Genomic DNA, 23291 nt, shown 5'->3' with positions numbered 1-23291 from the left:
TAGACCGTGATGACATCGAATGGACTCGTCATTGCGAGCGGCGAGGCCGCGCGGCAATCCAGAGCGTGCGGTAACCGCTCTGGATTGCTTCCCCCGGATCAGGTCCGGGGTCGCAATGACGAAGTGGGTCAATCCAAAGTCATCAGAGTCTAGATGTGTGCTGGTCTAGCCAGCGACGAACTCCGGTAATCCTGATTTCCAACGACAGCCAATGTGACGTTGGGGTGGGGCCATCGGCCTCAAACCAAGGCGCGCAGCCCACCCCGTTGCGACTAAGGCCCGGCTAACGCCGAACCCAAGTCTCGCTGCCCCTTCACTAAAGGCGATTATATCGATTGCAAACGCAAGCGAGGACGCCGGCTTTGGGGTGGGAAGCGGACATTCTCCTGCCTTCCCCACCTTTGTCATTCCCGCGAAAGCGGGAATCCAGCGTGGGGTCAGCCGACGCATACCCTGGATTCCCGCTTTCGCGGGAATGACAAGATTCTAAACATACCGGCAGTCGCCTTCCGTTCGAAGGCCGGCGCCAGCGCGTTTGCAAAATACATAGTCGCCTCCCCTAAAGGAGAGGGGGTTTAAAAATGGTGCTATTCGGCCAGCTTCTTGAGCGCGGCCCTTCGCTTCTTCATGACCGCTCTTGCAATCGTCGTCTGCTCGTCCTGATCGATTGATGCCAAAGCGCGCAGAATCTCGCGATCCTCAGCCATGATAGCCTCGGCAGCGAGCATCTGGCGCTTTGACGTTTCGTCCAAATTCTTTCTCACTCCGCCGCCTTCTCGGCCTTGCCTTTCGCCTTGCCCTTGCCGGCCTTGGGCGGGGCGGGGGTGATTTCGAAGGCGAGCGGATTGCCGACCTTGGCGTCCTCGCCCTGCTTCATCCTCACCTTGACCTCGCCGCCGTGGACCAGCTTGCCGAACAGCAGCTCCTCGGCGAGCGGCTGCTTGATCTTCTCCTGGATCAGGCGGCCCATCGGACGCGCGCCATAGAGCTTGTCATAGCCCTTGTCGGTCAGCCACTTGCGCGCCGCCTCGTCGAGCTGGATGTGGACGTTGCGGTCGGCAAGCTGCAGTTCGAGCTGCAGGATGAACTTGTCGACGACGCGCGCCACCACCTCTGGCGGCAGATAGCCGAAGGGCACGATCGCATCGAGGCGGTTGCGGAATTCGGGGGTGAACATGCGCTTCACCGCCTCTTCCTGCGCATCCTCGCGCGTCGCATTGCCGAAGCCGATCGATTCGCGCGTCATGTCGCTGGCGCCCGCGTTGGTCGTCATGATCAGGATGACGTTGCGGAAATCGACCGTCTTGCCGTGGTGGTCGGTCAGGCGGCCGTTGTCCATCACCTGCAGCAGGATGTTGAACAGGTCGGGATGCGCCTTCTCGATCTCGTCGAGCAGCAGCACGCAGTGCGGATTCTGATCGATCGCATCGGTCAGCAGGCCGCCCTGGTCGTATCCGACATAGCCCGGCGGCGCGCCGATCAGGCGGCTCACCGAATGGCGCTCCATATATTCCGACATGTCGAAGCGCTGGAGCGGAATGCCGAGCAGCGCCGCGAGCTGCTTCGCCACCTCGGTCTTGCCGACGCCGGTCGGGCCGCTGAACAGATAGTTGCCGATCGGCTTTTCGGGATCGCGCAGCCCGGCGCGCGACAGCTTGATCGCCGACGCCAGCACCTCGATCGCGGTGTTCTGCCCGAACACCACGCGCTTGAGGTCGGTCTCGAGGCTTTCGAGCACCTTCTTGTCGTCGCTCGACACCGACTTGGGCGGGATGCGCGCCATCGTCGCGATCACCGCCTCGATCTCCTTGGCGGTGATCGTCTTGCGGCGCTTCGACGGCGGTACCAGCATCTGCATCGCACCGACCTCGTCGATCACGTCGATCGCCTTGTCGGGTAGCTTGCGGTCGTTGATGTAGCGCGCCGACAGCTCGACCGCCGCGTTGATCGCATCGGCGGTATATTTGACATTGTGGTGGCTCTCGAACGCCTCGCGCAGCCCGGCGAGGATTTTCTTGGTATCCTCGAGGCTCGGCTCGATCACGTCGATCTTCTGGAACCGGCGCAGCAGCGCGCGGTCCTTTTCGAAGTGGTTGCGGAACTCCTTGTAGGTCGTCGATCCGATGCAGCGGATGACGCCGCCCGACAGCGCGGGCTTGAGCAGATTCGACGCGTCCATCGCGCCGCCGCTCGTCGCGCCGGCGCCGATCACCGTGTGAATCTCGTCGATGAACAGGATCGCGTGCGGCAGGCCTTCGAGTTCGGAGACGACCTGCTTCAACCGCTCCTCGAAGTCGCCGCGATAGCGCGTGCCGGCGAGCAGCGCGCCCATGTCGAGCGAATAGATCACCGCTTCCTTGAGCACGTCGGGCACGTCGCCCTCGACGATCTTGCGCGCGAGCCCTTCGGCGATCGCGGTCTTGCCGACGCCGGGATCGCCGACATAGAGCGGATTGTTCTTGCTGCGGCGGCACAGAATCTGAATCGTGCGGTCGACCTCGGCACCGCGACCGATCAGTGGGTCGACCTTGCCGCCCTTCGCCTTCTCGTTCAGGTTGACGGTGAACTGGTCGAGCGCGGTTTCCTTCTTGTTCTTCGCCTCGCCCTTGTCCTTCGCTTCTTCCTTCTCCTCGGGCTCGGCCTGCGCGGCGGGCTTGCCGCCCTTGCCGACGCCGTGGCTGAGGTAGGAAACCGCGTCGAGCCGCGTCAGGTCCTGCTGCTGGAGGAAATAGACGGCATAGGATTCGCGCTCCGAAAACAGCGCGACGAGGACGTTGGCGCCCGTCACCTCGTCCTTGCCCGACGACTGGACGTGCAGGATCGCCCGCTGGACGACGCGCTGGAAACCGCTGGTGGGGCTGGGGTCGCTGTGCCCCTCGACCTTCAAACTATCGAGTTCGGTGTCGAGATAGTGGACCACCGCCGATTGCAGGTCGCCCAATGCGACACCGCAGGCGCGCATCACCTCGGCGGCGTGCTCGTCGTCGATCAGCGCATAGAGCAGATGCTCCAGCGTTGCATATTCATGGTGCCGCTCCGACGCGGCCTTCAACGCGTTGTGCAGGGTCTTTTCGAGCGATTCCGAAAAGGACGGCATGGGTCGTTCTCCTTGCGAGACCCGCCGGGGAGAGGCGGACCCCTGGGACCACAAGGTGGCGATGCCGCCGCTTCACCGCAAGGGAAAAGCGGAAGCCACGATCAAATTAGCGTCGCAGCCTTGCTTCATGGTTAACGAAGCCTTGGGAAACGGCGGCGGCTAAACCGACAGCACGATCTTCCCGACATGCTCCCCCGCCTGCATGCGCGCATGCGCGGCGGCGGCTTCGGCCAGCGGGAAGCGCCGGTCCATCGCCGGCTTCCAGCCGCCCTCGGCAAGCAGCGGCCACAGCGTCCGGTGGATCTCGTCGGCCAGCGCCCCCTTGAACGAGGCGCTGCGCGCGCGCAGCGTCGACCCGGTCATCGTCTGCCGCCGCCGCATCAGGCTCGAAATGTCGACCTGTGCCGTCGCGCCGCGCTGGAAGGCGATGCTGACATGGCGCCCCTCCTCGGCGAGGCAGGCGAGGTTGCGCGGCACATAATCGCCCCCGACCATGTCGAGCACGACGTCGACGCCCTTGCCGTCGGTGAATGCCTTGACCGCCTCGACATAATCCTCGGTCGAATAGTCGATCGCGAGGTCGGCGCCGAGTGCGCGCGCCGCGGCGCATTTTTCGGCGCTGCCGCACGTCACCGCGATGCGGATGTCGAACAGCCTGCACAGCCCGATCGCGGTGGTGCCGATGCCGCTGGTGCCGCCGTGGACGAGCACCGTCTCGCCGTCCTTGACCCAGCCTCGTTCGAACAGATTGTGCCAGACGGTGAAGACGGTTTCGGGCAGCGCCGCCGCCTCTTCCATCGAGAATCCCGCGGGCATGGGCAGGCAGCTTCCCGCCGGCGCGATGCAATATTCGGCATAGCCGCCGCCCGCGACGAGCGCGCATACCGCCTGTCCCAGCAACTCCGGGTCGCCGCCCGGTCCGATCGCGGCGACCGTCCCCGCGACCTCCAGCCCCGGCAGGTCGGAGGCCCCCGGCGGCGGCGGATAAAAGCCCATGCGCTGTAGCACGTCGGGGCGGTTCACCCCCGCCGCGGCGACGCGGATCAGCACTTCGTCGGGTCCCGGCTGCGGCACCGGCCGCGTCTCCGGCACCAGAACCTCGGGTCCGCCCGGTTCGCGGATCGCGATGGCGGTCATGCTCGCTGGCAAGCTGGTCACGCTCTGAAATCCCCCACTAGCTCCACCCGCTCTCCGCGCCGCCGGTCCCGGTCCGCCAGCGCCGGTGGTTCGGGCAGGCGGATGCGGATCGTGTCCGGGGCGACGGCGGAAAGGGCGAGGCGTCATCCTTGTGGCCGCCTTATTGACAGAGGGACGGCACGGGTCAACAGTCGCGCGCCATCGACCGCGACCGGCGCGAAAGGAAACGCCATGGACGACGACGATCTTCCCCGCCGCCGCGACGACCTGCTCGCCGCGCTGATTCGCCAGCCGCTCGACCCGCTATCGGTCGACGAACTCGCCGACCGCATCGCCGTGCTCGAAGCCGAAATCGAGCGCACCAGAAAGCACGCCGCCGCTGCGGGCAGCTTCAAGGCAAACGCGGAGGCGCTGTTCCGCAAAGGCTAGGATGGGGGCGGGTTGTGCAAAAGCGTTGCGCCAGATCATCGGCCACGCGCGCACCCGGCAAGGCCAGCGCGAGCATCTTCTACGGGGCATCGGCGGCGGCGTCCTCGCCGGATGCCTGCTCTGGTCACTCCTCCCCGGCATGATCGCACGCTCCGTGCCCGAGAGCTGGCACTGGCCCGAGAAAATTGCGCGGCGCACTGTCGGCGAACCAAGCATATGGGAAGCCGGGAGCTGCATGATGCAGGTGGACAGCCCGGAAGCGTGGCGCGCGATCAGCGCAGCCGCCGTGATGCGCCATGAGAATAAGGAAACGATCGCGAAGTGCGAACAAAAGGCCGCGAAGCGAAAGGCGCCTGTTCACTGCACCATCAAGGTTGGAGGGAGCGAGTAATCTTGCGTGTCAATTATCCTCCCGTCACGGGGAGAATCGGATAATGCTGCCGAAGTGGTTCTATTTCCCGCCGCTTTTGTTGACATCGATGTTCAAGCTTCATAGCCTTCACAAAACAATAAGATATGGGACTCGATTCCTTTGGTCTCCGCGACAGAGGTGCGCGCATGAGAGTTGGTCGAGTATTGCTTGGGGCTGTCGCTTTGCTTGCGATGTCGAGTGCCGCGACCGCGGCGGAGACAATCACCTACACCTATGACGCGAAAGGCCGGCTGGTAAAGGTCGTCCGCACGGGAACGGTGAACAACAATGTCACCGTTGAATATACCCACGATAAGGCCGACAACCGCACGCGCCTGAAGACGACCAACTCTCCGAACCCGCCACCTTAAGGCGTTCGAGGCCGGAACTGCGCTGTCGGGGCATCGGCGGATCGGTGGAAACGGGGAATGCAAATGCGGTTTGAGGGCGGAGAAGCAGCGGGACGCGGATTTTATCGCCTGTTGGCGGCGATATGGACGCTGCTCATGATCGCGGCGCTGGGCGTAACCTCGCCGGCGCAGGCGCAGGACGGCCCCGAACCCTATCGCAACGATGATGTTTACGGTGTCGATCTGACAACCGGCAGTTTCAACGTGAAGCTTCTCGAAGGCTCGATCGGTCCGGCTGATGGCGGCGTGTCGCTGATTCGTTACTATGGCAAAGGCGGCTACGAGAATAATTGGACAGGTGAGCTCAACCTGATCAACTTCGATGGTCAAAATCATATCAACATCATTTTTGGGAATGTCTCTGAAAAATTCGTTCCGGGCGGCGGAGGTTGGACTTCGAGCAAGGCCAACGGTGCAACGCTCATCCGGATAGATTATGAGCAGCCTTCCAGAGTGCAATATGTCTACAAGGCGGCCGACGGGACTGAGGTTGTTTTCAAAACGCCGCCGCTGATTTCGAATATGTACCCGACCACCGGCACCGTCACCTATTATTGCCCTGGATTGGTGACGCACTGCGCGCTGCCTGTGTCGGTAAAGCGCCCTGACGGCCAAAAGTTCACCTTATCTTATAGCACTAGTTATAGCTGCTCCCCCGGGCCGGTGGGGGCGCAAAATTGCTCTGTTAGTGTCGCTAGCGGAGCGACAGTTACGTCGTCGTCGGGCTACAAGGTTTCCTTTGGATCGACAACCGCACGATTTTTTCATTCCGATGAAGTTACTTGCACGGGAATTGGCGTCCCTTGCACATTTCCGCCCGACACGCCGATAGCGCAATACGCTTCTCCGGCTTCCAATATCCTGGAGGTCACCACCACAACCGGCGAGGTTTGGCGTTTTACCAAGGGTACGAGCGGCACGGGGAACGGACGTGTCATTGGCATCCGGCGGCCCGGCGCGACGACCGACACGACGACGATCGCTTACGATAGCAGCGGCCGGGTCACCTCGATCACTGAGGACGGTGTAACCAAAACTTACAGCTGGGGGACGTCAGGTACCAATACGGTAGTAAATACGACCGAGGCAGGCACTGATACGGGGCAGGCAGTGTCGAATCCGACCGTCGGGCAGCCGACAACGATCACCAATGGCACGTCGCAGACCGTCACCTACCAATATGATGCGTCGGGACGTCGTACGCGCATGACGATGCCCGAAGGCAACTATGTCCACACCACGTACGACGCGCGCGGCAACATCACGGAAACCCGCGTCGTTGCCAAATCGGGCAGCGGACTTGCCGATATCGTCGCGACCGCGAACTTCGATGCGACCTGCACCAATGTCGTGAAATGCAACAAGCCGAACTGGACGCAGGATGCGCTCGGTAACCGCACCAACTACACCTATGACACAACGCATGGGCAGGTGACGAAGGTCCAACTGCCGTCGCCGACCGCGGACGCAGCAGGAACCGAGACAGGGGTGCGGCCCGAGATCAACTATAGTTACACCGGAATGTCTACGCCAAATGGCACGGTGTATAAGGTGACTCAAATCACGACCTGCGCAACCGCAGCGAACTGTGCTGGCACCGCGAATGAGACCAAGGTCACGATCGCCTACGACAGCAAATTGATGCCAAGCAGCGTGACGACCGCGGCGGGCAACGGCTCGGTGAGCGCGACGACCACCTACGCCTATGATTGGCGCGGCAATGTCACCAGCATCGACGGCCCGCTGCCGGGAACCAGCGATACGACCTATTATTTCGGTACGACCGACTTGCCCGTCGGGGTTATCTATCCTGACCCCGATGGAACCGGTCCACGTCCGCGCCAGGCGGAGCGGCGCACCTATGTAAATCTAACAACGCTGCTGCAATCGATCTCGACCGGCACGGTCACCGGAACGACGCTGACCGATCTCAACGGCATGACGGCGTTGCAGACTGTAACCTACACCTATGACGCCAACAAGAAGGTCGTAAAGGAAGTGATCTCGACCCCATCGGGGACGATCGGGGTCACCCAGTATAGCTATGATACGAAGAAACGGCTGCAATGCACTGCGGTACGGATGAACCCGGCGACTTGGGCTTCGCTGCCGGCGAGTGCATGTACCGCGGCGACGGCGTCGACCGCTTATGGTCCCGACCGGATCACGCGCACCAGCTATGACGCAAACGACCGGTCGACCAAGGTCGAAAACGCCATCGGCACCACCGCCGCGGCCGACGAGGTGCGCATTGCCTATACCGCGAACGGGCAGGTCGATTATGTGATCGATGCCGAAAGCAACCGCACCACCTATATCTACGACGGCCACGACCGATTGCAGCAGACGCGCTATCCGTCGACGACCAAGGGCGCGAACGCGAGCAATGCGAGCGATTATGAGGGGCTGACCTATGACGCGCGAAGCAGCGTCACCCAGCGCCGCCTGCGCGACGGGACGACGATCGATTACAGCTATGACGATCTCGGCCGGTTGACGACAAAGAACCTGCCGGGGACCGAACCCGACGTCACCTATGCCTATGACTATATGAGCCGTGCGACCGGGGTGACGCAGGGGACGCAGACGCACAGCTTTGCGCTCAACGCGCTCAGCCAGGTGACTAGCCAGACTGGGCCGCTCGGCACCATCGGCTATACCTATGACGCGGCAGGCCGACGGCTGACGATGAGCTATCCAGGCGGCACGCTAGCAATCAATTACGACTATGACACGATCGGCAACGTCACGAAGATCCGCGAGAATGGTGCGACGAGCGGGGTCGGAGTGCTCGCGGCCTATGCCTTCGACAATCAGGGCCGGCGGACGAGCGTAACCTTCGGCAACGGATCGGTGCAGAGCTTTACCTATGGCGCGAGCACCACGACGCAGACCAACGGGCGGGTCGAGACGATCACCAACAACCTCGGCGACGCGGCGACGACGCACGACCTGACGCAGACCTTTGCCTATAATCCGGCGGGGCAGATCCAGAGCGTGGTGCGGAGCAATGATGCCTATGCTTGGCAGGCGCATTATAACGTCGATCGCACCTATGTTGCCGACGGGCTCAACCGGATCATGAACGCTGGCGGGTTGGGGTTCAGCTACGATGCGCGCGGCAACCTGACGAGCGATGGAACCAATGCCTACACCTATACGGCGGAGAATCTGCTCAAGACTGCGCCGGGCAGCACTACCCTTGCCTATGACCCGCTCGGGCGGCTGTATCAGACGGTGAAGTCGCCGGTGACGACTCGCTTTCTCTACGACGGCATCGACATGATCGGCGAATATGACGCTGCGAACGCGGTGCAGCGCCGCTATGTCCACGGTCCCGGCATCGACAATCCGATCGTCTGGTACGAAGGCAGCGCGATCAGCAATGCCACGCGGCGCTTCCTGATGGCCGACGAACGCGGCAGCGTCGTCAGCGTCACCGACAGCGCAGGCGCGACGGTGAACATCAACGCATATGATGAGTTCGGCATTCCGGCGCCGGGAAATATAGGGCGATTTGGTTATACTGGGCAGGCGTGGCTGCCCGAGGTCGGGATGTGGTATTATAAGGCGCGGATGTTCTCCCCGACGCTCGGACGCTTCATGCAGACTGATCCGATCGGGTACTCCGATGGGATGAACTGGTACAATTATGTTGCCAGCGATCCGGTAAATTTTAACGATCCGACGGGGCTGTGCGCCATGGGCGTATCTTTGCCTTATGGAGAAGATATGTGCTATGATCCCAGGGGGTTTAGCCTTGAGGATTGGTACAGAATAGCGGGTTTTGGCGACGATATCGTTGTAACGGGATCGCGATTCTACAAATCTGGTCAGGCGAACATGGGGGAAACATGTTCGTCGAGTGGAGCGTTTTTGGCCCCACCCGCAGTTGCGAAGGCTGCAGAGTCCACGGCAGGTGGTCGTTTTAGAGCAGGCGTTGCACGAGGTTTGGGGTCCTTGATTGCCCGCGCCATCGCCCCATTAGCCGTATTGTCATTGGGTGGAGACACGCCGAAGCCATCTGTTCCAATATTTAGGTCGGTTGGACCACGGGAGTTAAGCTCTATTCGATCCAGCGGACAATTTTCACCCAGCCCTAGTGGATTTGGAGAAAAACAATTTTGGACAACGCGTGAGGATGCCGAGCGATATGGCCGCATGGCTCTTAACGCATTCGGCCGTGAACAAACTGTGGTGTCTACCTTAATCAGCATTACAACTAGGGGGATGGGCACTGACGAGTTTCTTGATGGGCGGGACGCGATATCATTCAATCCTGCAGGGCTCCAAGCCGTAAATCGCGATGCCCGCAAATCCGGTATCCATGAATTAGGGTGCATCAGATGAGAAATTCTAGCGTTTCTTTCTTGGCTGATATTGTTTTTTGCGTGGATAGGGAAAAGATAGATGGATATGACTTAGAAGAATTTGGTGTTAATGTTCAAATTGAAGGTATAAAATACCCGGCAATACTGAAAAGAAAAAGAGATATTATAATTCATGGAAAATCAGAAACGGTTTTGGTTTCTGTTATTAGTTTTTCCAGTAGTCTAAATGTGATTGAAGGAATCGAATTTAATATTTGGTCAGGGCCTTCTAAAATAATAGCGACCGGATGTGTCGTGCAAATTGTGTAGTGTAAACGAGATGTGGCCATCGCGGGAATTCAGAGCTTGGAGACTCAAGTAAGTGAAAACAAAGGGCGAGGTTGAGCCGCTCATGTGAATCGAATTATGATGGTCCGCTGCCGGTTTTAGTGTCCGTCGGGAGCAAGGCGTCTCTGCGCGCTCTGGGATCAAATAGCCACTTCAAACGAATTATAACAATGGTGCGCCTGAGAACGCGGGAATGGCAAAAATGGGAAATGTGCGGAATCCGCCCCAAGGCCGTTTCAGCGATAGTGAGATCGGCCTCGTTGCGGGGAATGGCGGGCGTTGATCGGATGCGCCTCACGGATGACCGGAATACTCCCCATCCGATGCCAAACGACCTCTAACGGTCGACCACCAGACAGGGTCGGCCGTCCTTCTTCACCGCCGAACAGAAGGATTCGGCGTCGGCCTTGCTCGCGAAATCGCCGACCTGAAGGCGGGTGAGCTTGCCGCTCTTGACCAGATAGGGCTGGCGTGCGGCTGCGGCGGGATAGGCTTTCTCGACCGACCGCCAGAGGTTCCGCGCGTTCGCCTCGACGCCGAAGGCGCCGAGTTGCGCGCGCCACGGGCTCTTGCCGGCGGCGGGAGCGGGGGCGGGCGGTGCCGCTTTCGGCGTGGCGACGACCACCTTCTCCTGCACGGGCGCGGGCGTGGGTATCGGCGCCGGAGTCGGCGGAGGCGCGGGCGTTTCGGCGGGCGGCAGCGGCCCCTTTTCGGGCGGCGCGGCATAGCTGGTGCCCGGCGCCGCGGGCTGCGACGGCGGCGGCGTGACGACGCGGATCGCGCCGGGCGCCGTCTGGATGGTGTCGGCTGGAGCCTCCTTCGCGGCTGCGGCCGCCACATCGGCGCTGGCCGCAGCCTCGGCCGCCGCGGCGGCGGCGTGCTGCGCGGCCGGCGACAGCGGCGCCGCGGGCCTGGGGGCCGGGGCAGGGATCGGGGCGGGGGCTGGTGCCGGCGCAAGAACGGGCGGCGGCGTGTAGAGCGTGCCGGGGACCGAGGCGGGCAGGCTCGCGGTCTGCACCGGCGACGGCGCGGATTTCGGCGCTTCGGGCGCGGCGGCGTTCACCGCGGCGAGCCGTGCGCGCTGCTCGTTCTTCTCCATTTCGGGCAGCAGCGCGAGGCCCCGCTGCCGCTGGTCGAGCGGAATCAGCCGGTCGAGCTGCGCGAGGCGCGCCGAGGCGATGCCCAGTCCGGCATCGCTCGCGCGCTTGGTCAGCGCATAGGCGCGCGGCCAGTCTTTCGCCGCGAGATCGCCGTTGAACATCGCGGTGCCCAGAACATATTGCGCGCGCGGTTCGCCGCGCTCGGCCGACCGGGTGATGAAGGGCATCGCCTCGTCGCGGCGATTGGCGGTGAAGAGCACGAGGCCCAGATTGTCTTCGGCCTGCAAATGCCCCTGTTTCGCGGCACGGCGATACCAGCCTTCGGCCTGGCCAAGGTCGGCGGGCACGCCGCGGCCGAGCTTGTAGGCCTGGCCGAGGTTGAATTGCGCGTCGGGATCGCCGGCGATCGCGAGCGGGCGCCACACGGCCACCGCCTTCGCATAGTCGCCCGCTTCCCAGGCATCGACGCCGGCCTTGACGTCGGGCGCTGCCGCCGCTGCCGGGGGCGCGGCGTTCGGCGCGGCCTTGGTCGCGGCCAGCGCGGGCGCGGCGAGCAGCACGGCCGGGATCAGCGGCACAGCCAGCAAGAGGGTGCGGTATGAACGCATCGGCAATCTCCAATGAACGGCGTCACTTGACGAGCGAGCAGTTCCGCCCGCCGTCCTAATCCCAAATGGCTAACACCCCGTTAGCGAAAAACGCGGGGTCCCGGCTTTTGATCCGAAATGGCACAAACACCTCTTAAGCCCTTGTTGACCATGAGCGCGAACCGATCGTTCACCCTCTTTTCGGCATCGTTAACCCAATTTTAGGCCCCCGCGTGGCATCCCGTCGCCAATTCGAGGATATCCAGGGGGACAGTCGTGCGCGTTCTGGCATTGGCTTCACAAAAAGGCGGATCGGGCAAGACCACCCTGTCCGGGCATCTCGCGGTGCAGGCGCAGCTTGCCGGCGCCGGTCCCGTCGTTCTCATCGACATCGATCCGCAGGGCTCGCTCGCCGACTGGTGGAACGAGCGCGAAACCGACCTTCCGGCCTTTGCCCAGACCACGGTCGCGCGGCTCGCCTCCGATCTGGAGATCCTGCGCCAGCAGGGCTTCAAGCTCGCGGTCATCGACACGCCGCCGGCGATCACCATGGCGATCCAGAGCGTGATTTCGGTCGCCGAGCTGATTGTCGTCCCGACGCGTCCCAGCCCGCACGACCTGCGCGCCGTCGGCGCGACCGTCGACCTGTGCGAGCGCGCGGGCAAGCCGCTGGTGTTCGTCGTCAACGCCGCGACGCCCAAGGCGAAGATCACCAGCGAGGCCGCGGTCGCGCTGTCGCAGCACGGCACCGTCGCGCCGGTGACGCTGCACCACCGCACCGACTATGCCGCCTCGATGATCGATGGCCGCACGGTGATGGAGGTCGATCCCAACGGCCGCTCGGCCGAGGAGGTCCGCCAGCTGTGGACCTATATCAACGACCGGCTGGAGAAGAATTTCCGCCGCACCGTCTTTTCGGCGCCGATGCCCGCGCAGGCGGGTTACGGCGCGGTGCGCCCGCTGGGCGGGGGCTTCGGCCGCCGCATCGCGGGCCAGTGAGCGGGGGAGCGGAACTCATGGGCGAACCCAAACCACTTGCCTCGCTGAGCGCCGGCCTGCTCGCCCGCAAGGGCGCGGCGCGCCCCGCGATGCGCCGCCAGCCGCTCGGCAGCGGCCCCGCGCCGCTCGTCCAGCCGGGCTATGACGATCTTGGCTGGAACGACATGGGCTATGACGTCGATCCGCAGCAGTCGTCCGAACCGGCGCACATGGTCGACCTGAAGCCGCTGCTCGCCGGATCGGTGCTGCAGCACAACAGCGAGGCCGAACAGGCGGTCGAGCACAGCGCGGTTCCCGACGCGCCGCTCCCGGCACCCGAAGCCGAGGCACCCGCGAATCCGCCCGCGATTCCGGAGGTCGTGCGCCAGCAGGAATCGCTGCTCGACCGCGTCGCCGCCGTGGCGCGCAAGGTCGAACGGCGTCCCGAAGCGAAGGCGCCCGAAGGTCCGGCGCGCGCGCCGCGTGCCCGCGACAAGGCGGCCTTCACGCTGCGCCTCGATGCCGAACGCCATCTGCGCCTGCGCCTTGCGAGCGCGGTGACGAACCGCTCGGCGCAGGGCATTTTGACCGATTTGCTCGACGATTATCTCTCGTCGCTGCCCGAGATCGACGCAATGGCGAGCCGCCTGCCGGCGGCGCGTCCGGCGCGCCGGGCGCGGCAGCGCTAAGACCCGAGTTTGGGGGGACTGTAAAGATGAACCGCAAAATGCTGATCAAGCTCGCGATTTCGGGATTCGTCCTGGGGGCGGGCACGGCGGGCTGCGCAAGCGCGGGCTCGGCGGCGACCGAACCGGCGCGCACCGCCGACGCCGACGCCGCCGCGAAACAGGCCGACAAGGCGCGCAGCGCGCTCGAAAAGGGCAAGGCCGCCAAGGCTGTCGCGCTCGCCGAGGCCGCCGTCGCGGGAAGCCCGCGCGACGCCGGTTATCGCACGTTGCTCGGCCAGGCCTATCTGAACGACGGGCGCTTCGTTTCGGCGAGCACCGCGCTGACCGAGGCGATGGAACTGGGCGCGACCGACAGCAACACGGTGATCGCCCTGACGCTCGCCTATATCGCGCAGGGCAAGAATGCGGAAGCAGTGGAATTGCTGCGCGCGCACGACGACACGGTGCCGGCATCCGACGCGGGGCTGGCGCTCGCACTCGTCGGCAACAGCGAGGCGTCGCTCTATACGCTCGGCGAAGCCGCGCGGGCGCCAGGCGCCGACGCGCGCACGCGCCAGAATCTCGCGCTCGCCCTCGCGCTTTCGGGACGCTGGGCGCAGGCGCGCATCCTCGCCGCGCAGGATCTGTCGCTCGACAAGGTCGAGGGCCGCATGGCCGAATGGACGAAACTGGCCGAGCAGCCGAACCCCGGGGTCCGTATCGCGACCCTGATCGGCACCAGCATGCGCGCCGACGGCGGCATGCCGGCCCGCCTCGCGCTGCAGGCCAGCACCGACACCCGGATGGCCGCGGCCGATGTTCCGGCGCCGATGGCCGCCGCCGACCCGGCGCCGGTCGAGCGCTTTGCGCCGCCGCCGCCCGTCGTTGCCGACGCCAGCGAAGCGATCCGCGCCGTCGAACTACCGATGCCAGCGCGCGATGCCCACGGCGTCGTGCCGGTCAGCGATCTGCCGGCGCCGCCGAAGGCCGAAGCGCCGGTGATCCTCGCCGATGCGGCGCCCTATCGCCACGCGCCGCGCACCGACGGCGAACGGCTGCGTCCGATGCAGCGCGAGGCGCTCGACATCGCGACCCGGATCGTTCCGCGCGCGATGAGCTTCGACTCGAAGAAGCCGTCGGGATGGGCGGTGCAGCTCGGCGCCTATGACAGCCTGGCGATCGCGCAGGAAAAATGGGGCGTGCTCAAACGCCGCAACGCGATGCTGGGCCAGTTCCCCGCATCGAGCCACAGCGCGGTGGTGAAGGGACGCACCTTCCATCGCCTGACGGTCAACGGCCTTGCGAGCCGCGGCGACGCGACCGAGCTCTGCCGCCAGTTGAAGGCGCAGGGGCAGCAATGCTTCATCCGCCAGATGGGCGGCAGCGAAAGCATCCAGTGGGCGGCGAAGGCCAGCCCGGTGCGGATGGCGTCGCGCTGAGTTTTTCGGCACTCCGGGGGGAGTGAAACGGCAGGGGGCGCGGTGGAAAACCGCGCCCCTTCGCTTGCGGGGCCTTGCCGCCATGCCCAATCCGGTATAGAGCGACCGCCAATGTCCGGCCGCCCCGCGAGGGGCGGCCCTTATTATTTCCGCTTGGAGAAGAAGCGCCATGGCCCATGCCGATCCGACCCCGCTGATGCCGCACGCGACCGCCGCCTGGCTGGTCGACAACACCGGCCTGACCTTTGCCCAGATCGCCGAATATTGCGGCATCCACGTGCTGGAAGTGCAGGCGATCGCCGACGAGACCGCGGCGACCAAATACACCGGCCGCGACCCCGTCCGCGCCAACGAACTGTCGATGGAAGAGATCGAGAAGGGGCAGAAGGACCCCGGCTACCGGTTGAAGATGACGGTGCAGTCGCAGGACACGATCCGCCGCACGCGCGGCCCGCGCTACACCCCGGTCAGCAAGCGTCAGGACAAGCCCGACGGCATTGCCTGGATCCTCAAGAACCACCCGGAGGTGTCGGACGGCGCGATCGGCAAGCTGATCGGCACGACGCGCAACACGATCAACGCGATCCGCGAGCGCAGCCACTGGAACAGCGCGAACATCGTTCCCAAGGACCCGGTGACGCTCGGCCTCTGCTCGCAGCGCGAACTCGACGCGCTGGTCGCGAAGGCGGCGAAGAAGGCGGGGATCAAGGCGCCCGAAGACAATCGTCTCGAAGGCGACCGTGAGGCGCTGCTCGAGGAACTGCGCGCCGAACGCACCGCCGCCGCCGAAGCGCGCGCCGCGGAGGAAATCGACGAAGCCGACGGCGAAGCCTGACGTCGGCGATGAAGTTTCCATCCTCGTCATTGCGGGGAATCGAAGGCGCGGTAATCCGGAGGTGCGCAAACCGCTCTGGATTGCTTCGCTCCGCTCGCAATGACGGGGAATAGGAACATGGCGAACGGCGAGGAAGACGATATTCCGGCGACCAGCGGCTCGCCCGATGCGTCGCTGACCCAGGACGATAATTTCACCGTCACCAGCCATGCGGGGCTGGCCTATCCGTGGGGCGACGCCGCGCCGGCCGCGGGCGAGACGATCCGCATCGCGAACGGCATCAGCTGGGCGCGCATCCCGATGCCGGGGTCGCTCGGCCACATCAACAGCTGGCTGCTCGACGACGCCGACGAGGATGGCGAGGGCGTCGCGGTGGTCGATACCGGCATCTGCCTGACGATGTGTTCGGACGCGTGGAAGGCGCTCTATGCCGGCGCGCTCGCGGACGCGCGCATCACGCGCGTCTTTGGCACCCACCTCCATCCCGACCATATCGGGCTTGCGGGCTGGATCGCGAAGAAGCGCGGGGTGAAGCTGTGGATGACGCGCGGCGAGATGCTGACCGCGCGCGCGATCATCGCCGATTCGAGCGATACCGCGCCCGAAGAGCTGCTCGTCCAGTCGCGCGCCGCGGGCTGGGACGACGCGGCGATCGAGGCACAGCGCACGCGCGGCTGGAACATGTTCCAGCGCATGATCTTTCCGCTGCCGCGCGGCTATATGCGGATCGAGGACGGCGACCGCATCGCCATGGGCGCGCACCAGTGGCGCGTCGTGACCGGATCGGGCCACAGCCCCGAACATGCCTGCCTGTGGAACGAGCGCGAGGGCATATTGGTGTCGGGCGATCAGGTGCTGCCGCGGATCAGCTCGAACGTGTCGGTCAACATCACCGAACCCGACGCCGATCCGCTCGGCGAATGGCTCGCGTCGATCGACAAGCTGCTGCGCGTGGTGCCGCCCGACGTGATCACATGTCCGGCGCACGGTGAGCCGTTCAAGGGCCTGCACGTCCGCCTGACGGCGCTGCGCGACGAACATCGCATGCGGCTCTACAAGGTCGCGGAGGCGGTGTCCGAACGGCCGATGCGGGCGGTCGAGACCTTCCCGCTGCTGTTCAGCCGGCCGATCGGCGAGCATAATCTGGGCCTCGCGACCGGCGAGGCGCTCGCGCATCTCAAGCGGCTCGAGGTCGAGGGCCGGGTGCGCAAGGAAGATCGCGACGGCGTCTGGTGGTATCACGGCGTGGCGTGACGCGCTGATCCCCGCGCGGAGACGCGAAAAGATGAGCGTCTCACACAATGATACGAAGGGGATGAGCTTATGTGCCGCTTCAACCTGAACGGGACAGGCGATAGGGCATCGCGCCTTCAATCTGCATCATCCTTTCTGCCGTTCGTGCTGAGCCTGTCGAAGCACCGTCCTTTTTTTCCGGCGTAAAAAGAAAGGACGGCCCTTCGACAAGCTCAGGGCAAACGGTTCGGATTTTTAACGCACGATGCTCGAGCGGGCCCCCGGATCAAGTCCGGGGCGACAAGGCAGGGAGAGCCACGCGCCGCTTTTCAACCGGTCGCCTGCGCCTTTTGCGCGTGCGGCATCATTCCCCCGGCCGGTGCATCACCCAGCTGAAGGCCATCGCATTGAAGATGGTATAGAGGCCATAGAGCAGCAGCCCGGTGAACCAGTTGCGCGTCGTGATCGCCAGCGCGCCGACAAGCAGCAGGAATTCGAAGACATAGGTGACATGCGGTCCCACCTTTTCGGCGAGCGGCCGCACCATCTGCCGTACCAGCGGATCGTCGCTTTCCATGAAGGCGCGATGCATGGCGAAATTGCCGACGCCGGCGCAGAAAATGGCGATGATCGCGATCAGCATGGGAATGCAGATGGGGCAGGCGGGGTGGAAATGCCAGCGGCTTTGCGTTTATGACCGCCTTGGATCGGGACGAAGCCCCTCGATCCGGCCGAAAATTCTCACCTCCCCGTGGCGAAGGTTCTGTTCGATGATGAAAATTGCGCGCTTGTCGGCTTTCACGGTGCTGATCGCATTGGGCGCCGCGCCTGTCTGCGCCCAGACGTCCGGATCGGCGGCGTCGCCCTTGTTCATCCCCGCCGGCTTGCCGGCCCTGGTTCCCGAAATCATGCCCAAGCCGCTGCCCGATCCCATCCGCGCGATGATCGAGGCGGCGCTGGAAGGCGGCAAGAAAAGCGAGGTGGAGACGGTGGTGTCGCTCGCCAAGGCGACCAACCCGCGCTCGATCGGCGACATCGACGCGATCCTCGCGGCCTATGAGGCACGGCGGAGCGGGGGGTTGCAGGCCGACCCCGACCCGGTGCGCGAGATGCTGGCCGCCGCGATGGCGAGCAAGAAGGACGGCGACGTCGAGGCAGTCGGCAAGCTCGCCAAGGCGACCAGCCCCCAGAAGGAGGGCGAGATCGACGCGCTGCTGACCGACTATCGCGCTCGTCGCGCCGCGGAAAAGAAAGCGGCGGCCGATGCGGCGCGCGCCAAGCTCGCGGCCGCGAAATTCTGGGAAAACTGGAAGGGCGAGGGACAGATCGGCGCCACCATCGCCACCGGCAACACGCGCTCGAAGGGGCTCAGCGCCGGGGTGGCGCTGGCGCGCAAGGGGATCGACTGGAACCACAAGTTTCGCGCCCAGGCCGATTATCAGCGCACCAACGGCCGAACCTCGGTCGAACGCTTCCTCGTCGAGGTGGAGCCGCAATATCGCGTCAGCAACCGGGCCTTCGCCTACGGGCTCGGCCGCTGGGAACAGGATCGCATCCTCGGCTATGACACGCGCTGGAACCTGTCGGCCGGGCTCGGTTACAAGCTGGTCGACCGCAAGACGCTGTCGCTGAGCGTGAAGGGCGGTCCGGCATGGCGCGAGGTCGATTTCGTCAGCGGCCTTCGCGACAGCGAACTCACGGGGCTCGCGGGGCTCGATTTCGGCTGGCAGATGTCGCCGACGCTGCGCCTGACGCAGACCGCCTCGACGGTCGTCGGCAGCAATACGGTGACGACCAGCTCGCTCACCGCGCTCAACGCCAAGCTGACCGGCGCGCTGTCGGCGCGCATCGCCTATTCGGCGGATATCGACACCCACCCGCCGGCCGGCGTTCGCGAAGTCGACACGCTGACCCGCTTCACCCTCGTCTATGGTTTTTGAGGCGAGGGGTCATTCGAACACCGAAGTCCCGCCGATCCGGCTTCCGTCTTCGAGCAGGCCGGCGCCGGGGACATGGTTGAACTCGATGCGGATGCCGTCGGGGTCCTCGAACAGGATCGAATAATAGCCCGGGGCCCAGGGCTCCTCCTGCGGCTCGTGGACGATGACGATGTCGGTGCGATCCTTCAGGAAGCCGTGGAGGCGGTCGACCGCATCGCGGTCGCGCATCCGGAAGCAGGCATGGTGCAGCCCGGGCGCGCCCTGGTCGAAGCGCCGGCCGGCATGTTCGGCGCTGCCGGCTCGGATCCCGATCGCGGTGCGCCCGCCGACGCCATAGAGCATCGCGTCGCTGTCGAGCACCAGCTTGAGTTCCAGATAGCGGATCAGGTCGCGCCAGAACGCCGTCGAGCGCGCGAAGTCGCCCGCGGTCAGGATGACGTGCGCGACACCGTTGAGGTCGGACATGGCGGCGGGCCTATCTGATCGCGGCGAGCGTGTAGAGGAACTCGGCATAGCCGATCGCGGCATCGACGATCCCGGCGACCTTGGGGTTGGTCGAATCGATCAGATAATATTCGTCCGGCGCATGCGCGCCCGATCCGTGGCCGATGCCGAAATGCCCGGCGGGGATCGACACCGGCGGCGCGGTGAAGGTCGCGCCCGGCCAGCTTCCGGCCAGCCGCGCATTGATGTTCGCCTGCACCCCCAGCCGCTTGTAGGTCGCGAGTTCGGCGCGGATCAGCCGGCTGTTCTCGTCGGTCTCGGTCGGGTCATAGCCGCCCGACACGTTCATCTCGACGTCGCTGAATCCATGCTTGTCGAGGTGCGCGCGCAGCTTCTTCTCGGCCTCGGCGCGCGTCTGGTCGGGGACGAGGCGCAGGTCCAGCTTGGCGACCGCGCGTCCCGGCAGTATCGTCTTGCCGCCCGGCCCGGTGTAACCCGCGACCAGCCCCTCGATATTGACCGTCGGCTCCTGCGCAAGGCGGATCAGCGCATCCTCATAGGGCAGGTCGTCGATCCAGTGCTGCACGCCGAGCATCTGCTTCTGCTGCGCTTCGTCGAGATGCTTCGCCGCTTCGCGGATCAGCGATTTCTCGCGGTCGGTGAGCGGGCGGACATTCTCGAACCACCCCTCGATCGCCGGGGTGTTGCCGTCGGGCGTGACGAGGGTGTTGAGCGCTGCGACCAGCCGCCATGCCGGCGAATCGACCATCGCCTTCAGGCTCGAATGGATGTCGCCCTTCGGCCCGCGCCCCCATTTCTCGCCGCTCGCGACCAGTTCGAGTTCGATCACCCCCTTCGATCCCAGATTGACCGCGACATTGCCGTTCCGGTCCTGCCAGCTCGCCGGGATGAAGATGCCGTCGCATTTGCGCAGCGCGGCGAGGATGTTGGGCCGGGTCGCGATCTGGCGGAAATGCGGCGAGCCGATCTCCTCCTCGCCTTCGCAGACGAGGACGATATTGACCGGCAGCTTCGCCTTGACGGCGCGGATCGCATGGAGTGCAGCGAGGAAGGTCGCCTCCGGTCCCTTCTGGTTCACCGCGCCGCGTCCGACCATCGACAGGCCGAAACCCGGCTTGTCGACCAGCTTGCCCTCGAGCGGCGGCGAGGTCCATTCGGCGGGGTCGAACTGCTTGACGTCGTACATGAAATAGATGCCGAGCGTGCGCGGCGCGCCGACGTCGATGGTGCCGAACACGCCGGGCTGGCCGTCGGTCGGGACGATCTCGACATTCGTGAAGCCCGCGTCCTTCGCCAGCTCGGCCATATAGGCCGCGCCTTCCGGCATGTTGCGGTTCTCGGCGGCGATCGAGGGCAGGGCGATCCACTCGCGCAGCCGCTGGACCGACGCTTCCTTGCCCGCCTCGGCCGCCTTGCGGATCTCCGCCATCGGGCCGTCGGCGGCGAGCGTCGGCAGCGGCCGCATCAGCATCGCCCCCGCGCCGAGCATCGCGGTGCCGCGAATCAGCTCGCGACGATTCCATCCTTCGGTGGCGTGAAAATCCATGATGCGTCCCCTGCTTTCCGTTGCAGGGCGGAGTGTTGGGCAAATCGGCTTGCATGGCAAGGCCGCGCGCCCCCGCGCTTCGATCGCGTCATTCGCTTTCGGCAATCCGGCTGGCAACGACATCGGGAAACCGCGTTTCGAAACGCGACAGCGCCTCTGCGCCCAGCGCCCCGATCGCGTCGACCAGCGTCAGGATGTCGGGGCGGCTCTCCCCGGCGCGGACCGCCAGATAATGCCCGCGCGCGCTCTGCATCATCGGGAAGGGCAGGGCGTGCAGGCTCCCGTCATGGAGGGCATCCGCCGCCATCGGGACCCGCAGCAGGATGATGCCGAGCCCCTGGCGCGCCGCCTCGACCGCCACGTCATGGTCCAGAAACTGCCGTCTGGACCCCATGGCGGCCTGCGGCGCGCCGACCAGTCGGCCCCATCGCCGCCAGTCGGCGCCGTCACCGTCGATCAGCAGCGGTTGCTGCATCAGGTCGCGGGCAGGGATGCCCGCCAGTTCGGCCGCCAGATCGGGCGCGGCGGCCGGAACTACAAGGTCGGGAAAGAGCGGATGGACATCGACGCCGGGCCAGGACCCCAGCCCATACCGCACGGCGATATCCATGTCGCGGGCCTCGACCTGCGCCAGGCGATATTCGGGAAGCAACTCGACATGCCGGCCGGGGACGACGGCCTCCAGATGCCGCAGGCGCGGCATCAGCCACAGCCGCACCATCGACGGCAGCGCGGAAATGCGCAGCGCGCCCTGGTCGCGGCGGCTGATCAGTTCGGAACGCAGCGCCTCGATCGCGGCCAGCGACCGTTCGGCGCGGCGCAGGAATATCGTTCCCTGCGCGGTGGGAACGACGCCCCGGCCCCCTCGCTCGAAAACCGGCGCGCCGAGCCATTGTTCGAGCGACTGGATCCGGCGGCTGACGGCGCCGTGGGTCAGCCCGAGCCGTTCGGCGGCGGCCGCCATCGACCCCGTTCGGGCGGCCTCGATCGCGGCAATGAGCGCTTCGGAAGAGGGGATGTTGAGCAAGAATCGGGTCCGGCACGGAAGGAAGGATATGTGATTTTCACGCAAGGGAGCATGGCGATCGGCGATCTGGCTCGTCGAGCCTCCCTGCCATAGCAGCTTCGCGATTGCAGGAGAAATGCCATGTTCCAGCCGACGGGGCTCACGCCCGTGTCCTTCGAAAGTTGCGAAGCCATCGCCATCGGTCCGGGCTGCACCCGCCGCGACCTGCCGTCGCGTCCCGGCGTGCGTGTCTGGATCGTCGAAATGGCCCCGGGTAGCGAATGGCCGCGCGTCGACCATCATGGGGAAGGCGGCGAGGACGTCTTCGTCCTCGACGGCGAAGTCATCGAAGGCGACGAACGGTTCGGCGTCGGCACCTATCTTCATTTCGATCCCGACAGCCGGCATCAACCCCGAACCGAAACGGGCGTCCGCCTGATCGGGTTCAACCTCCTGTGACGCGGCTTCTCGTCCACGCGGGCGGTGCGAGCCGCAGGCAAGTGCTGGGCGGCGGCATCGCGGCGGCGGCAGTCGCGCTGGTGAGCGGCAAAGCGGCGCGCGCCGGGGTGGCGCCGACGCTGCGAATCCGGCGTCTGGCGTGGGCGGGTATCCGCCTCCAGCTTCCGAAGGCGACGCTGTTCGTCGATCCGCTGATCGACCCCGCGGTCTGGGGTTCCACGCTGCCCGACGAACTGATCGGCGTCGGCGATGCGGTCGGCGACAGCGTCGTTCTCGTCACCCATCGCCATTCGGACCATGCCGACCCGGCCGCCATCGCCGCCGCCCTCGCTCATGGCGGTACGCTGGCCTATGCCGCCGGCACGCCGCCTTTCGGCGGCCTGCCCGACCATGTGCGCCAGCGGCCGTGTCCCTTGTGGGAACCGCAGTTGCTGGGCGATTTCACCGCGACGCCGGTCCCCGCCTCCGACGGCTATGGCGATCTGCAGGTGTCGTGGGTCGTTTCGGGCGGCGGCCGCCGGATATTCCACGGCGGCGACACGATGATGCACGGCGGCTGGTGGCGCGTGGGACGGCAGTTCGGCCGGTTCGACGCCGCGTTCCTGCCGGTGAACGGCGCGGCTTTTTCCTTTCAGCAGCCGGCGACCGACGAGCCTGCGGTCCTGACGCCGAAACAGGCGATCGCCGCGGCCACCATTCTGGGCGTGGAGCGGATCGTTCCGATCCACTACGGCATCGCCGGCGCCGAAGGCTATGCCGAGATGCCCGACCTTCTCGACTCGCTGCGCGGCGCCAGCAAGCCCGGCGGACCGCGCGTGGCGATCCTGAAACCGGGCGAATGGCTCGACTGGCAAGGCTGAGCGCCGCTACGGGCGCTGGAGGAGCGGCTGCC

22 protein-coding genes are annotated in these 23291 nt (G+C 65.1%); 13 read left to right on the top strand and 9 right to left on the bottom strand.

The genetic code is table 11. The features are described from left to right. Window positions 1-587 precede the first annotated feature (587 nt). The 3 genes from SGRAN_RS22680 to SGRAN_RS17350 form a co-directional block, all read right to left on the bottom strand. Window positions 588-764 (bottom strand): hypothetical protein, encoded by a 177-nt coding sequence (locus SGRAN_RS22680; protein WP_210434165.1) that lies wholly within the window; start codon window positions 762-764, stop codon window positions 588-590. Beyond that, window positions 761-3097 (bottom strand): ATP-dependent Clp protease ATP-binding subunit ClpA, encoded by a 2337-nt coding sequence (gene clpA / locus SGRAN_RS17355; RefSeq protein ID WP_067185739.1) that lies wholly within the window; start codon window positions 3095-3097, stop codon window positions 761-763. The genes SGRAN_RS22680 and clpA overlap by 4 nt, the downstream gene beginning before the upstream one ends. 159 nt (window positions 3098-3256) lie before the next feature. Then, window positions 3257-4255 carry an NAD(P)H-quinone oxidoreductase gene (locus SGRAN_RS17350; protein WP_082737330.1) on the bottom strand — a complete coding sequence of 333 codons (999 nt, stop codon included), beginning with the start codon at window positions 4253-4255 and terminating at the stop codon, window positions 3257-3259. Between the two features lie 210 nt (window positions 4256-4465). On the opposite strand from SGRAN_RS17350, the gene SGRAN_RS17345 reads away from it, so the two are divergent. The 5 genes from SGRAN_RS17345 to SGRAN_RS22370 all read left to right on the top strand — a co-directional run bounded on the left by SGRAN_RS17345 (window position 4466) and on the right by SGRAN_RS22370 (window position 10125). Continuing rightward, on the top strand, window positions 4466-4663 hold the full coding sequence (locus tag SGRAN_RS17345; RefSeq protein WP_067108440.1) for a DUF1192 domain-containing protein: 198 nt from the start codon (window positions 4466-4468) through the stop codon (window positions 4661-4663). 1 nt (window position 4664) lies between these two features. Continuing rightward, window positions 4665-5054 carry a DUF6118 family protein gene (locus SGRAN_RS17340; RefSeq protein WP_067185735.1) on the top strand — a complete coding sequence of 130 codons (390 nt, stop codon included), beginning with the start codon at window positions 4665-4667 and terminating at the stop codon, window positions 5052-5054. Between the two features lie 125 nt (window positions 5055-5179). Continuing rightward, on the top strand, window positions 5180-5446 hold the full coding sequence (locus SGRAN_RS17335) for a hypothetical protein (protein WP_237233554.1): 267 nt from the start codon (window positions 5180-5182) through the stop codon (window positions 5444-5446). A gap of 57 nt (window positions 5447-5503) precedes the next feature. Next, the gene (locus SGRAN_RS17330) at window positions 5504-9835 is read left to right on the top strand and encodes an RHS repeat domain-containing protein (RefSeq protein ID WP_082737329.1); all 4332 of its coding nucleotides are present in this window, start codon (window positions 5504-5506) and stop codon (window positions 9833-9835) included. Next, window positions 9832-10125 carry a hypothetical protein gene (locus tag SGRAN_RS22370; protein ID WP_172709669.1) on the top strand — a complete coding sequence of 98 codons (294 nt, stop codon included), beginning with the start codon at window positions 9832-9834 and terminating at the stop codon, window positions 10123-10125. The genes SGRAN_RS17330 and SGRAN_RS22370 overlap by 4 nt, the downstream gene beginning before the upstream one ends. Before the next feature lie 355 nt (window positions 10126-10480). Here the strand turns inward: SGRAN_RS22370 and SGRAN_RS17325 are convergent, their stop codons facing one another. Beyond that, window positions 10481-11851 (bottom strand): SPOR domain-containing protein, encoded by a 1371-nt coding sequence (locus tag SGRAN_RS17325; protein WP_082737328.1) that lies wholly within the window; start codon window positions 11849-11851, stop codon window positions 10481-10483. A 255-nt stretch (window positions 11852-12106) separates the two neighbouring features. On the opposite strand from SGRAN_RS17325, the gene SGRAN_RS17320 reads away from it, so the two are divergent. The 5 genes from SGRAN_RS17320 to SGRAN_RS17300 all read left to right on the top strand — a co-directional run bounded on the left by SGRAN_RS17320 (window position 12107) and on the right by SGRAN_RS17300 (window position 17004). Further along, window positions 12107-12829: a ParA family protein gene (locus SGRAN_RS17320; protein ID WP_067108446.1), complete on the top strand. Its 723-nt coding sequence runs from the start codon at window positions 12107-12109 to the stop codon at window positions 12827-12829. A gap of 17 nt (window positions 12830-12846) precedes the next feature. Further along, a complete protein-coding gene (locus SGRAN_RS17315) occupies window positions 12847-13497 on the top strand; it encodes a hypothetical protein (RefSeq protein WP_067185730.1) in 651 nt (216 codons plus the stop codon). A 26-nt stretch (window positions 13498-13523) separates the two neighbouring features. Further along, window positions 13524-14915, top strand: a complete 1392-nt coding sequence (locus SGRAN_RS17310) for an SPOR domain-containing protein (protein WP_067185726.1) — start codon at window positions 13524-13526, stop codon at window positions 14913-14915. A 169-nt stretch (window positions 14916-15084) separates the two neighbouring features. Continuing rightward, window positions 15085-15750, top strand: coding sequence for a DUF1013 domain-containing protein (locus tag SGRAN_RS17305; protein ID WP_210434164.1), 666 nt, complete (start codon window positions 15085-15087; stop codon window positions 15748-15750). A 117-nt stretch (window positions 15751-15867) separates the two neighbouring features. Then, entirely contained in the window at window positions 15868-17004 is a 1137-nt protein-coding gene (locus tag SGRAN_RS17300; protein ID WP_067185724.1) for an MBL fold metallo-hydrolase, read from the top strand. A 343-nt stretch (window positions 17005-17347) separates the two neighbouring features. On the opposite strand, the gene SGRAN_RS17295 is transcribed toward SGRAN_RS17300, so the two are convergent. Beyond that, window positions 17348-17626 (bottom strand): hypothetical protein, encoded by a 279-nt coding sequence (locus tag SGRAN_RS17295; RefSeq protein ID WP_067108458.1) that lies wholly within the window; start codon window positions 17624-17626, stop codon window positions 17348-17350. Window positions 17627-17674: 48 nt separating this feature from the next. Continuing rightward, window positions 17675-17857, bottom strand: coding sequence for a hypothetical protein (locus SGRAN_RS17290; protein WP_067185722.1), 183 nt, complete (start codon window positions 17855-17857; stop codon window positions 17675-17677). A 34-nt stretch (window positions 17858-17891) separates the two neighbouring features. Here SGRAN_RS17290 and SGRAN_RS17285 point away from each other — a divergent pair, with 34 nt between their 5' ends. Continuing rightward, window positions 17892-18923, top strand: a complete 1032-nt coding sequence (locus SGRAN_RS17285) for a DUF481 domain-containing protein (RefSeq protein WP_237233553.1) — start codon at window positions 17892-17894, stop codon at window positions 18921-18923. A 9-nt stretch (window positions 18924-18932) separates the two neighbouring features. Here the strand turns inward: SGRAN_RS17285 and SGRAN_RS17280 are convergent, their stop codons facing one another. The 3 genes from SGRAN_RS17280 to SGRAN_RS17270 all read right to left on the bottom strand — a co-directional run bounded on the left by SGRAN_RS17280 (window position 18933) and on the right by SGRAN_RS17270 (window position 21961). Then, complete coding sequence (locus SGRAN_RS17280; RefSeq protein WP_067185720.1) at window positions 18933-19388, bottom strand: VOC family protein; 456 nt, start codon at window positions 19386-19388, stop codon at window positions 18933-18935. Between the two features lie 10 nt (window positions 19389-19398). Next, window positions 19399-20934, bottom strand: coding sequence for a M20/M25/M40 family metallo-hydrolase (locus tag SGRAN_RS17275; RefSeq protein ID WP_067185718.1), 1536 nt, complete (start codon window positions 20932-20934; stop codon window positions 19399-19401). 88 nt (window positions 20935-21022) lie between these two features. Next, window positions 21023-21961 carry a LysR substrate-binding domain-containing protein gene (locus SGRAN_RS17270; RefSeq protein WP_067185717.1) on the bottom strand — a complete coding sequence of 313 codons (939 nt, stop codon included), beginning with the start codon at window positions 21959-21961 and terminating at the stop codon, window positions 21023-21025. Between the two features lie 120 nt (window positions 21962-22081). On the opposite strand from SGRAN_RS17270, the gene SGRAN_RS22365 reads away from it, so the two are divergent. Beyond that, window positions 22082-22399 carry a cupin domain-containing protein gene (locus SGRAN_RS22365; RefSeq protein WP_067185715.1) on the top strand — a complete coding sequence of 106 codons (318 nt, stop codon included), beginning with the start codon at window positions 22082-22084 and terminating at the stop codon, window positions 22397-22399. Beyond that, window positions 22396-23259 (top strand): MBL fold metallo-hydrolase, encoded by an 864-nt coding sequence (locus SGRAN_RS17260; RefSeq protein ID WP_148650912.1) that lies wholly within the window; start codon window positions 22396-22398, stop codon window positions 23257-23259. The genes SGRAN_RS22365 and SGRAN_RS17260 overlap by 4 nt, the downstream gene beginning before the upstream one ends. Window positions 23260-23291 lie beyond the last annotated feature (32 nt).

Origin of the sequence: Sphingopyxis granuli, from assembly GCF_001559015.1 — a bacterium.
Lineage (GTDB): Bacteria > Pseudomonadota > Alphaproteobacteria > Sphingomonadales > Sphingomonadaceae > Sphingopyxis > Sphingopyxis granuli.
Note: the sequence above shows the minus strand (reverse complement) of the source record. Positions and strands in the feature narration are given on the sequence as shown.

Coding starts and splice junctions, on each gene's coding strand:
- SGRAN_RS17300 (WP_067185724.1), top strand. CDS start 15,868: ATGGCGAACGGCGAGGAAGACGATATTCCGGCGACCAGCGGCTCGCCC.
- clpA (WP_067185739.1), bottom strand. CDS start 3,097: ATGCCGTCCTTTTCGGAATCGCTCGAAAAGACCCTGCACAACGCGTTG.
- SGRAN_RS17330 (WP_082737329.1), top strand. CDS start 5,504: ATGCAAATGCGGTTTGAGGGCGGAGAAGCAGCGGGACGCGGATTTTAT.
- SGRAN_RS17315 (WP_067185730.1), top strand. CDS start 12,847: ATGGGCGAACCCAAACCACTTGCCTCGCTGAGCGCCGGCCTGCTCGCC.
- SGRAN_RS17285 (WP_237233553.1), top strand. CDS start 17,892: ATGCCCAAGCCGCTGCCCGATCCCATCCGCGCGATGATCGAGGCGGCG.
- SGRAN_RS22365 (WP_067185715.1), top strand. CDS start 22,082: ATGTTCCAGCCGACGGGGCTCACGCCCGTGTCCTTCGAAAGTTGCGAA.
- SGRAN_RS17290 (WP_067185722.1), bottom strand. CDS start 17,857: ATGAACAAGGGCGACGCCGCCGATCCGGACGTCTGGGCGCAGACAGGC.
- SGRAN_RS22370 (WP_172709669.1), top strand. CDS start 9,832: ATGAGAAATTCTAGCGTTTCTTTCTTGGCTGATATTGTTTTTTGCGTG.
- SGRAN_RS17275 (WP_067185718.1), bottom strand. CDS start 20,934: ATGGATTTTCACGCCACCGAAGGATGGAATCGTCGCGAGCTGATTCGC.
- SGRAN_RS17335 (WP_237233554.1), top strand. CDS start 5,180: ATGGGACTCGATTCCTTTGGTCTCCGCGACAGAGGTGCGCGCATGAGA.
- SGRAN_RS17345 (WP_067108440.1), top strand. CDS start 4,466: ATGGACGACGACGATCTTCCCCGCCGCCGCGACGACCTGCTCGCCGCG.
- SGRAN_RS17340 (WP_067185735.1), top strand. CDS start 4,665: ATGGGGGCGGGTTGTGCAAAAGCGTTGCGCCAGATCATCGGCCACGCG.
- SGRAN_RS17295 (WP_067108458.1), bottom strand. CDS start 17,626: ATGCTGATCGCGATCATCGCCATTTTCTGCGCCGGCGTCGGCAATTTC.
- SGRAN_RS17310 (WP_067185726.1), top strand. CDS start 13,524: ATGAACCGCAAAATGCTGATCAAGCTCGCGATTTCGGGATTCGTCCTG.
- SGRAN_RS17280 (WP_067185720.1), bottom strand. CDS start 19,388: ATGTCCGACCTCAACGGTGTCGCGCACGTCATCCTGACCGCGGGCGAC.
- SGRAN_RS17325 (WP_082737328.1), bottom strand. CDS start 11,851: ATGCGTTCATACCGCACCCTCTTGCTGGCTGTGCCGCTGATCCCGGCC.
- SGRAN_RS17305 (WP_210434164.1), top strand. CDS start 15,085: ATGGCCCATGCCGATCCGACCCCGCTGATGCCGCACGCGACCGCCGCC.